Source organism: Mesorhizobium sp. CCNWLY176 (assembly GCF_037153935.1).
Taxonomy (GTDB): domain Bacteria; phylum Pseudomonadota; class Alphaproteobacteria; order Rhizobiales; family Rhizobiaceae; genus Mesorhizobium_M; species Mesorhizobium_M zhangyense.
In genome coordinates this window covers 64,010-77,341 of record NZ_JBBBDZ010000016.1, presented here as the reverse complement: position 1 = coordinate 77,341, position 13,332 = coordinate 64,010, and the positions used below count along the sequence as shown (strand labels likewise).

At 60.7% G+C, this 13,332-nt stretch carries 13 protein-coding genes; 6 read left to right on the top strand and 7 right to left on the bottom strand.

From position 1 onward, the window contains the following. Nucleotides 1–27 precede the first annotated feature (27 nt). The gene (gene rpmG, locus WBQ96_RS22815; RefSeq protein ID WP_019173400.1) at nucleotides 28–195 is read left to right on the top strand and encodes a 50S ribosomal protein L33; all 168 of its coding nucleotides are present in this window, start codon (nucleotides 28–30) and stop codon (nucleotides 193–195) included. A 387-nt stretch (nucleotides 196–582) separates the two neighbouring features. Here rpmG and WBQ96_RS22810 read toward each other — a convergent pair whose 3' ends face one another. Beyond that, nucleotides 583–1,956: a PleD family two-component system response regulator gene (locus WBQ96_RS22810; protein ID WP_336552587.1), complete on the bottom strand. Its 1,374-nt coding sequence runs from the start codon at nucleotides 1,954–1,956 to the stop codon at nucleotides 583–585. Nucleotides 1,957–1,993: 37 nt separating this feature from the next. Beyond that, nucleotides 1,994–2,350, bottom strand: coding sequence for a response regulator (locus WBQ96_RS22805; RefSeq protein WP_281353940.1), 357 nt, complete (start codon nucleotides 2,348–2,350; stop codon nucleotides 1,994–1,996). Between the two features lie 256 nt (nucleotides 2,351–2,606). Between WBQ96_RS22805 and WBQ96_RS22800 the strand changes: the two genes are divergently transcribed. Together WBQ96_RS22800 and WBQ96_RS22795 are read left to right on the top strand one after the other, a co-directional pair. Continuing rightward, nucleotides 2,607–2,906, top strand: a complete 300-nt coding sequence (locus tag WBQ96_RS22800) for a DUF3572 domain-containing protein (RefSeq protein WP_165114189.1) — start codon at nucleotides 2,607–2,609, stop codon at nucleotides 2,904–2,906. Then, nucleotides 2,903–3,556: a hypothetical protein gene (locus WBQ96_RS22795; protein ID WP_336552586.1), complete on the top strand. Its 654-nt coding sequence runs from the start codon at nucleotides 2,903–2,905 to the stop codon at nucleotides 3,554–3,556. The genes WBQ96_RS22800 and WBQ96_RS22795 overlap by 4 nt, the downstream gene beginning before the upstream one ends. Nucleotides 3,557–3,565: 9 nt before the next feature. Here the strand turns inward: WBQ96_RS22795 and WBQ96_RS22790 are convergent, their stop codons facing one another. Continuing rightward, a complete protein-coding gene (locus WBQ96_RS22790) occupies nucleotides 3,566–4,141 on the bottom strand; it encodes a GNAT family N-acetyltransferase (RefSeq protein ID WP_336552585.1) in 576 nt (191 codons plus the stop codon). A gap of 67 nt (nucleotides 4,142–4,208) precedes the next feature. On the opposite strand from WBQ96_RS22790, the gene WBQ96_RS22785 reads away from it, so the two are divergent. The 3 genes from WBQ96_RS22785 (at nucleotide 4,209) to WBQ96_RS22775 (ending at nucleotide 6,396) form a co-directional block, all read left to right on the top strand. Continuing rightward, nucleotides 4,209–5,537 carry a DNA polymerase IV gene (locus tag WBQ96_RS22785; RefSeq protein WP_336552584.1) on the top strand — a complete coding sequence of 443 codons (1,329 nt, stop codon included), beginning with the start codon at nucleotides 4,209–4,211 and terminating at the stop codon, nucleotides 5,535–5,537. Nucleotides 5,538–5,644: 107 nt separating this feature from the next. Beyond that, entirely contained in the window at nucleotides 5,645–6,097 is a 453-nt protein-coding gene (locus WBQ96_RS22780; RefSeq protein WP_336552583.1) for a YybH family protein, read from the top strand. Beyond that, nucleotides 6,094–6,396 carry a DUF6958 family protein gene (locus WBQ96_RS22775; RefSeq protein WP_336552582.1) on the top strand — a complete coding sequence of 101 codons (303 nt, stop codon included), beginning with the start codon at nucleotides 6,094–6,096 and terminating at the stop codon, nucleotides 6,394–6,396. The genes WBQ96_RS22780 and WBQ96_RS22775 overlap by 4 nt, the downstream gene beginning before the upstream one ends. Nucleotides 6,397–6,423: 27 nt before the next feature. On the opposite strand, the gene dnaE is transcribed toward WBQ96_RS22775, so the two are convergent. From dnaE to WBQ96_RS22755, 4 genes are all read right to left on the bottom strand, one after another. Then, nucleotides 6,424–9,954: a DNA polymerase III subunit alpha gene (gene dnaE, locus WBQ96_RS22770; RefSeq protein ID WP_336552581.1), complete on the bottom strand. Its 3,531-nt coding sequence runs from the start codon at nucleotides 9,952–9,954 to the stop codon at nucleotides 6,424–6,426. A 117-nt stretch (nucleotides 9,955–10,071) separates the two neighbouring features. Then, complete coding sequence (locus WBQ96_RS22765; protein ID WP_336552580.1) at nucleotides 10,072–10,749, bottom strand: HAD hydrolase-like protein; 678 nt, start codon at nucleotides 10,747–10,749, stop codon at nucleotides 10,072–10,074. Nucleotide 10,750: 1 nt separating this feature from the next. After that, nucleotides 10,751–12,763 (bottom strand): acetyl/propionyl/methylcrotonyl-CoA carboxylase subunit alpha, encoded by a 2,013-nt coding sequence (locus WBQ96_RS22760; protein WP_336552579.1) that lies wholly within the window; start codon nucleotides 12,761–12,763, stop codon nucleotides 10,751–10,753. 100 nt (nucleotides 12,764–12,863) lie between these two features. Beyond that, nucleotides 12,864–13,298, bottom strand: coding sequence for a potassium channel family protein (locus tag WBQ96_RS22755; protein ID WP_336552578.1), 435 nt, complete (start codon nucleotides 13,296–13,298; stop codon nucleotides 12,864–12,866). Nucleotides 13,299–13,332: the final 34 nt, after the last annotated feature.

Sequence of the window (13,332 nt, the reverse complement as noted above, 5' to 3'; positions counted from 1 at the left end):
ACTCCAGAAAATTAACGGACGAAAATCATGGCAAAAGCCGCAAATATCAAGATCAAGCTCCTGTCGACCGCCGATACCGGCTTTTTCTACGTGACGAGCAAGAACAGCCGCACGAAGACGGAAAAGCTGTCTTTCCGCAAATATGATCCGGTCGCCAAGAAGCACGTCGAATTCAAGGAAACGAAGATCAAGTAATCTTCGATTTTCCTGCCGGAAACACGCCGCCTTCGGGCGGCGTTTTCATTTTCGGGAAGTGAAAAGAAAAACGGGCCTCTCGGCCCGTTTTTTCATGCTTCATGTGAGAATTAGGGGGCCGGTCGGCGTTCTGACAGCGGTACGAGGAGGCCACTATGTGCCAGTGCCAACCGGCCGACCCCATGGACCCAGGAGATGCGGCGGACCTGAGCATCATGGGGCGTCGGCAGGACAAACCGGCATCTCCTCGCGCCGGCGTCCGTCTTTCGCTGGAACACTCGCGCAAGACCGATTGAAAATCAATACTTTCTTAACCAATGCCGCCGAATCACTTGGATTAAGGTAAACACCCCTTCTCCTGATTCGCCGCACAACTGCTTCCGGAGCTTATGCAGCTTTTGCGACTACCCGGTTGCGCCCACCCGTCTTGGCCTCATAGAGCGCGACATCGGCCCGCTTCATCAAATCTTCGACCGTATCGGTGCCGCGCCTGAGCGAAGACACGCCGACGCTGATGGTCACATTCAGCGTCTGGCCATCCTTGCCGACAGAGAACGGCGTCTGGGCGATTTCGGAGCGGATGCGCTCGGCGACCTTTTCGGCGATCGCCCCATCGGTGTCGGGCATGACGACCACGAACTCCTCGCCGCCGTAGCGGCAGGCGAGATCGATGCCGCGCACATTCTTGCGCAGCCGGCGTGCGAATTCGCGCAGCACATCGTCGCCGCCGTCGTGACCGTAGGTGTCGTTGACCGACTTGAACCGGTCGAGATCGGTTATCATCACCGAGATCGGCCTGCGGCGCGCGACGGCGCGATCGAACAGCGTCTGCAGATGGCTGTCGAGATAGCGGCGGTTGTGCAGGCCGGTCAGTCCGTCCGTCACCGCCATCTCTATGGTCTCGGTGACGCTGGCGCGCAGATGATCGGTGTAGCGCTTGCGCTTGACCTGCGTTCGCAGGCGGGCCGTCAGTTCCTGCTGGTCTATCGGGCGGATGAGATAGTCGTTCACGCCAAGTTCGAGCCCACGGATGATACGTTCCTCCTCGCCTTCGTCCGCCAGCAGAATGATCGGCGCAAAGCGCGTGCGGTCGATCGAACGTAGTTGGGAGCAAAGCCGCAGCGGATCGAAATCGGCAAAGCCGGTCGAGACGATGATGCACTCGTAGGGCAGTTCGGCGGCCTGGAAAAACCCGGTATGCGGATCGGTCACAACGTCGAGATCGGCCGCCTGGCGCAGCATTTTCTGGATGCGCTCAAAAGAGGACGGGCGCTCATCGACGAGAAGCACTTTCGGCGTGACGTCCTCGGATGGCTGCCGGCGGCTCAGGAGTTCTTCGATGCCGATGTTGCGCGTGGTCGAGGCACGAAGGCGCAACTCGTCGGTGAGCATCTTCAGGCGCACGAGGCTTTTTACCCGCGTCATCAACTGAAGATCATTCACCGGCTTGGTCAGGAAATCGTCGGCTCCCACCTCCAGCCCGCGAATACGGTCAGAAACCTGATCCAACGCGGTGACCATCACCACCGGAATATGCGAAGTCGCGGGATCGCTCTTCAGCCGCCGACAGACCTCGAACCCGTCCATATACGGCATCATCACGTCGAGCAGGATGACATCGACCTTGTCGTTCTGGCAGGTTTCAATGGCATCGGCGCCATTGGTCGCGGTCAGAACGTCGAAATATTCGGCGAGCAGCCGCACTTCGAGCAGCTTCACGTTGGCTGGAATGTCGTCAACGACGAGAATACGCGCAGTCATGATGCTTCCTGCCGATGCGAGGGCGACGGAGCAGGCATCATGCGTCACCCAGATATGATTTGATTGTTTCGATGAAGCGCGGAACCGAGATCGGCTTCGAAATGTAGGCTTCGCAACCGCCCTGGCGAATGCGCTCCTCATCGCCCTTCATGGCAAACGCAGTGACGGCGATGACCGGTATGACGTGAAGTTCGTCGTCTTCCTTCAACCACTTGGTCACTTCGAGGCCGGAAACCTCCGGCAGTTGGATGTCCATCAGGATCAGATCAGGCTTATGCGCACGAGCAAGATCAAGCGCCTCCAGGCCGTTGCGCGTACGCACGGTCTCATAGCCGCTTGCTTCGATCAGGTCGCGGAAGAGCTTCATGTTGAGCTCATTGTCCTCGACGATCATAACCTTCTTAGCCATAGATTTCCCGTCCCGACTGCCGATCGCGCCAGCCTATACCGCTTGACGCGCCTTGCCGATGGCACCAAACCCGCGACAACATTAGCGCAAGATCATTGACGAAACGGAAATCGATCCGTCGCGGCAAATTCAAACATCAATCCTTATACCATTTTTGATGCGACCGCCCGAAGACTTGCCCGAGCCGATCGTTGCGGCTACTTCCGACAAACGTTTTCGCATCGATGGCATGAAGGTGACGATGGCCGACAAATTTTCAACGAGCAAGGACGCCGAGGCGATCGCCATCGAGGCTCTCGTCTTCGTCGCATCGGACCCTGAACTCTTGCCGCGCTTTCTCGCCTTGACCGGCATCGAAGCATCCGCGATTCGCGAGGCGGCGCGCGAACCGGGTTTCCTGGCGGGCGTGCTGCAATTCATCCTCGCCCACGAACCGACGCTGATGCAGTTTTCGGAAAGCTCGGGCATCCCACCGGCCAATATCGGAGCGGCACTGAGGCGTCTGCCGCTCGGCGACGACAACCACCAGTCGTCGATATGAGCGACGATCCCGAGACCGCACGCCAGATCGCCGAACTGGCAAAAGACGAGCGCCCGCTTCTGGTACTCGACGTCGATGAGGTGGTTCTGGAATTCGTTCAGCCATTCATCGGCTTTCTCGGGTCGCACGGTCTCGACCTGAAAACCGATTCGTTTCGCCTGCACGGCAATGTCTTCGACCGCGATAGGAATGAGGCTCTCGACGATGCACGCGTTTCGACGCTGATCGAAGATTTCTTCTTCGTCCAGGCAGACTGGCAAGTCGCGCCGGCGGGTGCGGTCGAGGCAGTCGCGGCGATTGCCGAGAAGGCGGAGATCGTCATGCTGACAGCGATGCCGCACCAGCACCGGGCGACCCGGCGCATGCTTCTGGACCGGCTCGGCTTTCCCTATCCGCTGGTGACCACCGAAACGGCGAAAGGTCCGGCAATCAGGCAGTTGCGCGGCGAACACCCTCGTCCGGTCGCCTTCGTCGATGACATTGCCCGCAATCTCGTTTCGGTTCGGGAGGCCGTGGCCGACGCTCATCTCTTTCACCTCATGGCGCACAAGGGCCTGCGTGCACTCATGCCGCCTTTGCCGGACGGCATCACCGTCGTAGACGACTGGCATGACGCCGCGCCAAAAATCGCTGCTGCGTTGGGTATTTAGGCTCAGAACCTACACCACGAAACGCATCAGCGGCCGACCCGGCTTGCGCTCGATCATTGGCGAAAACCCTGCCTTTTCGAATACCCGGGTCGAGCCGACGAAAAGGCCGAGCGAGCGTGAATCCTTCGATTGGTTCATCGGACAGGCCTCGACAAACCGCGCGCCGTTCTTACGTGCAAATTCGACCCCGGCACCGACAAGCCTATGGGTCAGCCCCTTGCCGCGCGCCTTGCTGCGGATGAAAAAGCAGGAGATTGCCCAGACGGTGGGATCGGCGGCTTCATCAGGCTCGAGCGGAGCGGAGCCCCTGCCCGCATTGTTCCATTCGGGCACGTCCGCCCTCGGTCCTATCTGCATCCAGCCCATCGCGATATCGTCCTCGATCGCCAGCAGGCCCGGCGGCGGACCCGATTCGATGCGCGCCTTGATGAATTCCTTGTTGTGCACCCGGTCGTTTTCCCGGCGCAGCGCGGGCGGCAACCGAAAATGCGTGCACCAGCAGCCATAGCAGGCACCTTGCTTGCCAAACAGATCCTCGAAAGCCGGCCATAAATCGGCTGTCAGCGGCTCGATTGTCAGTTTCATCATACATCCTTGCGACCGCAGCCTTGCGAGCTGCAGCCTGCTGCCATAAGATTGCGATGTTCCTCTTATGTTCGCAGTCATGAGCACCTCTGTCAACGATCCAAGCCACGGTTTTTGCCGAGATTGTCTCGCCGTGCAGCGCGGGCCGGCGATGCGTTGCACCAAATGCGGAAGCCCGCGCCTGATGCGGCATCCGGAGCTTTATGCGCTTCACATTGCCCATATCGATTGTGACGCCTTCTACGCTGCCGTGGAAAAGCGCGACAATCCGGAATTGAAGGACAAGCCGGTGATCATCGGCGGCGGCAAGCGCGGCGTGGTCTCGACCGCCTGCTACATCGCGCGCATCAATGGCGTGCGCTCGGCGATGCCGATGTTCAAGGCGCTGGAAGCCTGCCCCCAAGCTGTCGTCATCTCGCCGAACATGGAAAAATATGTCCGCGTTGGCCGCGAGGTTCGCTCCATGATGCAGGCGCTAACGCCGCTGGTCGAACCGATCTCCATAGACGAAGCTTTTCTCGATCTTGCCGGCACCGAGCGCCTTCATGGCCTCCCGCCGGCGTTGGTGCTGGCGCGGTTTGCGCAGAGCGTCGAAAAGGAAATCGGCATCACCGTTTCGGCCGGGCTTTCCTATTGCAAGTTCCTCGCCAAGGTCGCCTCCGACTTCCGCAAGCCGCGCGGCTTTTCGATCATCGGCGAGGCAGAAGCCACCACGTTTCTCGCTGAGCAACCGGTGACGCTGATCTGGGGTGTGGGAAAAGCCTTTGCCGCGACGCTGGAAAGCGACGGCATCCGCACCATCGGCCAGATCCAGCGCATGGAGCGCGGCGACCTGATGCGGCGCTACGGTACGATGGGCGACCGGCTCTATCGCCTGTCGCGCGGACAGGACACGCGCCGCGTCGAGCCCGACCATGACGCGAAAAGCGTCTCGGCGGAAACCACCTTCGACACAGATCTCGCCTCCTCCGCCGATCTGGTGCCGATCTTGCGGGCATTGTCTGAAAAAGTGTCCACGCGGCTGAAAAAATCCGGCATTGCCGGGCGCACGGTGGTGCTGAAGCTGAAGACGCAGGATTTCAAGATCCGCACGCGCAACCGCCAGCTCGGCGATCCGACGCGGCTCGCAGATCGCATTTTCCAGACCGGCATGCAGCTTCTGGCGAAGGAAACAGACGGCACGAAATACAGGCTGCTCGGCATCGGCGTCAGCGACCTGACCGGTGTCGAGAAGGCCGACCCACCCGACCTCATTGACGTGCAATCGCGAAAGCGCGCGCTGGCCGAAGGCGCAATGGATGCCTTGCGCGACAAGTTCGGAAAGACGGCGGTCGAAACTGGTTACACCTTCGGCAAGGGCCGCAATGCGCGTCCGCGCGAGGATGTGGAAGACTGAATTACAGCGCACCATCGGAGCTGTTCGAAAAAATTCCTCCACCTGTCGGATATCACCTTCCTTGTTCGTCCTTCGGATGCATTCCCAGGAACAATGGAGGATTTGTCATGAGCATCAACACCGACAGGAAAGAAATCCGCGCTGTCATGGACGCCATCCGCCAGGCGCATCACGACAAAAATGCAGCGCGCGTTATCGCACAATACGAGCCTGAAGCGCTGATTTTCGATCTTGCGCCACCACTGGATCATCGGCCCGACATCGATGGTCTTTCAGCGTGGTTCGATACCTGGCAAGGGCCGGTCGAGATCGAAGCGCATGATTTCGAGATTACGATCGACGGCGACATCGCCTTTTGCCACGGCTTCTACCGCACCAGTGCCACGACCAAGCAAGGTGGCGAGCTGGCTGTCTTCTGGTCACGTGCGACGGTCTGCCTCAAGCGGGCCAACGGCGTCTGGAAGATCGCGCACGAACATACGTCCGTGCCATTCTACATGGATGGGAGTTTTCGCGCGGCGATCGATCTCGAACCGAAATCAAAGGAGGATGCGGCATGACCACAGGCAAACCCGGGAAGATCGGGATCGAGAACGTGAACCATCCAGGCAACGTCGAGTACGTCGACGCAGCCATGTATGAAGCCATGAAGCACGCTTTGCTGAAGACACTGCCAGGAACCACGCCGGGGCTGACGGTGGCGGAGGTTCAGAAGGGCGTGATCGTGCATCTGCCGGAAGAGCTATTTCCTGGTGGCGCCAAGTCGGGCTGGTGGATGAAGGCTGTACAGCTCGATCTGGAGGCAAAGCGCATCATCACGCGCGAGAAGGTCACGCCGCTTCGGCTGCATAAGGCTTGATGCTGAACCAAAGCTAACGCGCCCGCGCTAAACCAGTTCCACCTCGACCACGCCGGGCACGGCGCGCATGGCTGACGCTATCTGCGGTGAGATTCGGTAGCGGTTGGGCAGTTCGACCTCGACTTCGCCCTGCGCGCCATCCTTTATCAGTACGAAGCTCACCTGCCCCTCGCCCTTGACGTTGAGCTGGTTGGCAAGCGTGCCGAGCGGCGATGCGTCGCGCAGATAGACGCGCAGCGCCTTCTGGACGCGGCTTGCCTCATCTTCCAGCGAATGCACCGTCTGGATGCGCAGATTTATGCCTTCCGGGCGGTCTTCAGCCGCGACCGTGATGACGACGGAACGGCCTGCCTCCAGCAAGTCGCGATATTGCGCCAAACCTTCCGAAAACAGCACTGCTTCATACTGGCCCGTGGTGTCGGAGAAAGCCACCACGCCCATCTTGTTACCGGTGCGCGTCTTGCGCTCCTGCTTGGAGGTGACGGTGCCTGCCAGCCGACCGGCAGCCGCGCCGCGCTTTACGGCAGCGGAAAAATCGGCCCAGTTCTGCGCGCGCATCTTTTCCAGAACCGCTTTGTACTCGTCCAGCGGATGCGCTGAGAGATAGAAGCCGACGACCTGGAATTCGCGGTGCAGCTTGTCTGCCGGCAGCCAGATATCGGCCGCAGGCAGATGTAGCGTCTGCGCCTGGCCACCCATGGCACTGCCAAAGATGTCGGACTGGCCCGAAGCGGCATTTTCCTGCGCGCGCTGCGCCATACCCATCATGCGCTCGACGCCCGCCATAAGGGCCGCGCGGTCATGACCGAAGCAATCGAAGGCGCCGGCCATGATCAGGCTTTCGAAGACGCGCTTGCCCACGATCTTCGGATCGATGCGCTCGCAGAAATCGGCAAGGCTGGCGAACGGCTTTTCCTTGCGCTTGGCGACGATGTGCTCGACCGCCGCGTCGCCAACGCCCTTGAGGGCTGCCAGCGCGTAGAAAATGCGGTTTTCGGCGACCTCGAAGTCGCGGAACGAACTCATCACCGAGGGCGCGACGACATCGATACCAAGCCGCAGCGCATCCTGGCGGAAGTCGGCAAGCTTGTCGGTGTTGGACATATCCAGCGTCATCGACGCGGCCAGGAACTCGACTGGATAATGCGCCTTCAGATAGGCGGTCTGGTAGGAAACCACCGCATAGGCGGCGGCGTGCGACTTGTTGAAGCCGTAGTCGGCGAATTTTGCCAGCAGGTCGAAGATGAAGTCGGCCTGCGGCTTGCTGACACCCTTTTCCACAGCACCGGTGACGAAGCGCTCGCGCTGCTTGTCCATTTCGGCACGGATCTTCTTGCCCATGGCGCGGCGCAGAAGGTCGGCTTCGCCGAGCGAATAGCCGGCCAGTTCCTGCGCGATCTGCATCACCTGTTCCTGGTAGACGATGACGCCCTGCGTCTCCTTGACCAAATGATCGATCTTGGGGTGGATCGAGGCGACCTCTTCCTCGCCGTGCTTGCGCGCATTGTAGGTCGGGATGTTCTCCATCGGACCCGGCCGGTAGAGCGCGACCAGCGCGATAATGTCCTCGATGCGGTCGGGCTTCATGCCGATCAGCGCCTTGCGCATGCCGGCACTTTCAACCTGGAACACGCCGACGACCTCGCCGCGCGACAGCATCGCGTAGGTCTTCTCGTCATCGAGCGGAATGCGCGCCAGATCGACTTCGATGCCACGACGGCGAATGAGCCGCACCGCCGTTTCCAGCACCGTCAGCGTCTTCAGGCCCAGGAAGTCGAACTTCACCAGCCCGGCTTCCTCGACCATCTTCATGTTGAACTGGGTGACCGGCATGTCGGAGCGCGGATCGCGGTACATCGGCACCAGTTCCGACAGCGGCCGGTCGCCGATGACGATGCCGGCAGCGTGCGTCGAGGCGTGGCGATAAAGCCCTTCCAGCTTCTGCGCCATGTCGAGCAGTGTCTGGACGATCGGCTCTTTCTCGGTCTCCTCGGCAAAACGCGGCTCGTTGGCGATAGCGTCGGCAAGTTTCACCGGATTTGCCGGGTTCTGCGGCACCATCTTGCAGAGCCGGTCGACCTGTCCGTAGGGCATCTGCAGAACACGCCCGACGTCGCGCAGCACGGCGCGCGCCTGCAGCGTTCCAAAGGTGATGATCTGGCCAACCTGATCGCGGCCATAACGGCCCTGGACGTAGCGGATCACCTCTTCACGCCGGTCCTGGCAGAAGTCGATGTCGAAGTCGGGCATCGAGACGCGGTCGGGATTGAGGAAGCGCTCGAACAGCAGCGAGAAGCGCAGCGGATCGATGTCGGTGATGGTCAGCGCATAGGCAACCAGCGAGCCCGCGCCCGAACCACGGCCGGGGCCGACCGGGATGCCTTGCGCCTTGGCCCATTTGATGAAGTCCGCGACGATCAGGAAGTAGCCGGGGAACTTCATGCGCTCAATAATGCCGAGCTCAAACTCCAGCCGCTCGCTGTATTGCTCGACGGTGAAACCTTCGGTCAGCCCGGCAGTCTCGAAGCGCTGCTGCAGGCCTTCGCGGGCCTGACGGCGCAGTTCGTCTGCCTCGGCCTTGAGCGCTTCCGTGGGATCGGCTTCGTCGCCGCCGGTAAAGCGCGGCAGGATCGGATTGCGCTTCTTCGGGTAGTAGGAACAGCGCTGCGCGATCTCGATCGTGTTGTCGAGCGCTTCAGGAATGTCTGCAAAAAGTGCCGACATCTCCTTCTGACTCTTCAGATAATTGTCGGGAGACAAGCGGCGGCGGTCATCGGAAGCGACGACCGAACCTTCCGCGATGGCAATCAGCGCGTCATGGGCTTCATAGTCGTCACGGGCTTGGAAAAACGCTTCATTGGTGGCCACCAGCGGCAGGCGGTGGCGATAGGCCAGGTCTATGGTCGCAGCTTCGAGGTTTCGGTCATAGCCACCGAGACGCTGCAGTTCGACATAAAGCCGGTCGCCGAACAGCGCCTTCAGGGCCGACAGCCTTGTCTCGGACAGTTCTATGTGGCCGGATTTCAGTGCCGTACCGATCGGCCCCAGCGGGCCTCCGGTCAGGCAGATCAGCCCCGGAGAAAACTCCTCTAGCCATTCCGTGGTGACCTGCACCGTCTCGCCCGGCGGCGTCTCGAGATAGGAGCGACTGACCAGACGGACGAGATTGGCGTAGCCCTCTTCGGTGGCGGCGATCAGCACGATCGGATGCAGATCGGCCCCATGGCGGCGATTGCCGCCGCGAGAAGAATCATTGACCTCGCCGGTGAAGGACAGGCTCGTCTGACAGCCGACCAGCGGCTGCACGCCCTCCTTGGTGGTCTTTTGCGCGAATTCGAGCGCGCCGAACAGGTTGTTGGTGTCGGTGATGGCGATGGCCGGCGCGCTGTCCTTGACGGCGTGGCCGACGATCTTGCCGACCTGCAACGCGCCTTCCAGCAGCGAATAGGCAGAATGCACGCGCAGGTGGATGAAGTTGCGCAAAGGCACTGTAGCCTTTGCCGGCGCATTTTGCGCACTGCGCAGGATGGGGTCGCGCGGGGGCCGGTCGCTCGCCATATCTTACGCCTTTGCTACTCGGGAATCTGTTCGGTCAATGTATCGCTCGAGCCTAGCTGATTCCACCCCGACACCGAACCACGAACAGCTTAATCGCACCGGCAAAGACTGGTGGTCTCAGGCAGGCTCCAGCAATGCGCCGATCAGCTGACGCAATTCCGCGGGTCGCTTGGCGATCCGCGCAGCACCTGCCTCCTCCAGTTCCTTGCGATCACCGTATCCCCAAAGCACGCCGACGGTCTCGATGCCATTCAGCTTGGCGCCGACCACATCGTGCGAACGGTCGCCGATCATGACGGTTCGTGCAGGATCAATCGGCTCCACCGCAAGAATATGGGCGATTAGATCGCCCTTCACGGAATTTCGCCCGTCCAGCTCGGAGCCGTGCACGACGTTGAAATAGCGGCGGAGGTCGAAGTGATCGATGATCTCGCCGGCATAGGTCTTCAGCTTGGAGGTCGCGACCGACAGGAAATAACCATCGGCGACAAGTTCAGCCAGCACTTCGGGAATGCCTTCTATCAGGACGTTCTCGAACTTGCCGACATCCGAATAACGCTCCCGATAGAGCCGCACGCCCTCGTCGATCAAATCCGGATCTTCGGTCTCGATCAGGATGCCGAACGCGGATTTGATCGGCGGGCCAATGCACCAGCGCAGGTCATCCGCAGCAGGCGCGACGCGGCCGAGCTTTTCAACCGCGTATTGCAGCGACTTGGTGATGCCGACGAAGGGGTCCGTCAGCGTGCCGTCGAGATCGAAAAGGACGGCCTGCCGCCGCGCGGAAATATCCATTTCAAGCAAACTCCATGATCACGGCATCGACCGCGAGGCTGTCGCCGGCCTTGGCGTTGATTTTCTCGACCGTCAGGTCGCGCTCGGCGCGTAGCACGTTTTCCATCTTCATCGCTTCGACCACGGCCAGCGTCTCGCCGGCCTTCACTTCCTGGCCTTCCGCGACGGCGATCGAGACGACCAGCCCCGGCATCGGGCAGAGCAGCAGGTTGGAGGTGTCGGGCGCGATCTTGACCGGCATCAGGCGGTCGAGTTCGGCCGTGCGCGGCAGCATGGCGCGGGCCGTCACCGACATGCCTTTCCAGGCAATGCGGATGCCATTCGGCACCGGCCTGATCTGCGCTGCAACGCGGCGTCCGCCGACCATTCCCTGCCAGATCGCTTCGCCCGGCCGCCAGTCGGAGATGACAGTCATTGGCTTGCCGCCGGCAACCAGCAGGTCGACCTCGATCGGAATGGAAACCATGCCCTCGCCGATCGACACCGGAATATAGTCGTCACCAAGCCGCACCACCCAATCCGGCTTCAGCACGCCCGAATGCGGTGCAAGCCGCCCGGTCAGGCGATCGAGGCGATCACGCCGCAGTAGTTCGACCACCGTGGCAATCGCGGCCAGAACCGACTTTTCGTCATCGTTCGGCGTGATCGGCGCAAAGCCGTCGGGATATTCCTCGGCGATGAAACCCGTCGAAAGCCGCCCCTCGCGCCAGCGCGGATGCTGCATCAGGGCTGACAGAAACGGAATGTTATGTTCGATGCCGTCGACGACGAACATATCAAGCGCCTCGGACATCGCATCGATTGCCTCGAGCCGCGTCGGCGCCCAGGTGCAGAGCTTTGCGATCATCGGATCGTAGAACATCGAGATTTCCGACCCTTCGGTCACGCCCGTATCGTTGCGGATGACGATGTCGCCGAACTTTCCTTCCTCTGGCGGCCGGTAGCTGGTCAGGCGGCCGATGGAAGGCAGGAAGTTGCGATAGGGATCCTCGGCATAGAGCCGGCTTTCGACGGCCCAGCCGTTCAGCTTCACGTCGGCCTGGCTGATCGCCAGCTTTTCACCAGCGGCGACGCGGATCATCTGCTCGACCAGATCGATGCCGGTGATGAGTTCCGTTACAGGATGCTCGACCTGCAAACGTGTATTCATTTCAAGGAAATAGAAGTTTTTCTGGCTATCAACGATAAACTCGACCGTGCCGGCGCTCTGGTAGTCCACCGCCTTGGCCAAAGCCACGGACTGCTCGCCCATAGCCTTGCGCGTCTTCTCGTCGAGGAACGGCGAAGGCGCTTCTTCCGCGACCTTCTGGTTGCGGCGCTGGATCGAACATTCGCGCTCGCCGAGATAGATGGCGTTGCCGTGGCCGTCGGCCAGAACCTGGATTTCGATATGGCGCGGATCGACGACGAACTTTTCGATGAAAACGCGGTCGTCACCGAAGGAGCTTTTCGCTTCCGAGCGGGCGCGGTCGAAACCATCGCGCACCTCAGCCTCAGACCACGCGATGCGCATGCCCTTGCCGCCACCGCCGGCGGAAGCCTTGATCATAACCGGATAGCCGATTTCGCCGGCGATCTTTTCGGCATGATCGACGTCCTCGATGACGCCGAGATAGCCCGGCACGGTGGAAACCTTCGCCGCATTGGCGAATTTCTTCGATTCGATCTTGTCGCCCATTGCCTTGATCGCCTTGGGCTTGGGACCGATGAAGACGATGCCTTCCTTTTCCAGCGCCTCGCAGAAGGAAGCCCGCTCCGACAGGAAGCCATAGCCCGGATGCACGGCTTCCGCCCCGGTCTGCTTGCAGGCCTCGATGATCTTTTCGGCCACCAGATAGCTTTGTGCGGCCGCCGCCGGGCCGATATGCACCGCCTCATCCGTCATCTCGACATGAACCGCATCGCGGTCGGCGTCCGAATAGACGGCAACCGTTGCGATACCCATCCTGCGGGCCGTCTTGATGACGCGGCAGGCAATTTCGCCGCGATTGGCGATCAGGATTTTCTTGAACATGAAGATGCGTCCCTCTGGTGGCTGGTCCGTTTTATGGACTATCCCGCAGCGTCTCAAGTGCCGGAATTACAAACCGACCTTGCGCGAGAAATTGCCACCCTCAGAAATGCTTGTCGCGCTCGAAAGGCCCAAAACGCACGCCGGATGTGACGAGATAGGCGGCCGTCCAGCCCATGATGAGAAGGCCTGTTATCCCCTCCATTGCCGAGAGCAACCGCCATTCCTTCAAGGGCGTCACGTCGTTGAAACCGATGGTGGCGAATGTCGACGCCGAGAAATAGAAGGCCGTCTCGAAATCCGGGAGTGCGCCGACCGCCAGCATGCCGACGGCCCAGATCGCCAGTTCGACACAGACCAGGGCGAACAGCCCCAGCGCCAGCGCACCCATCGCAAGAGCCTTTTCGCCCTGTTTTCCGTCGATGAGGGGATGCGACAGCAGAAACGAGACGACATGGGTGAGAGCAATCAGCCCCGCCGCATGGACCAGGAAAGTCAGCACATCGAAGACTGTGGCGAGGAGAAGATTCTCGATCATGTGCGAACTAAAGGCGCAGATGGTGGCCCGGCTA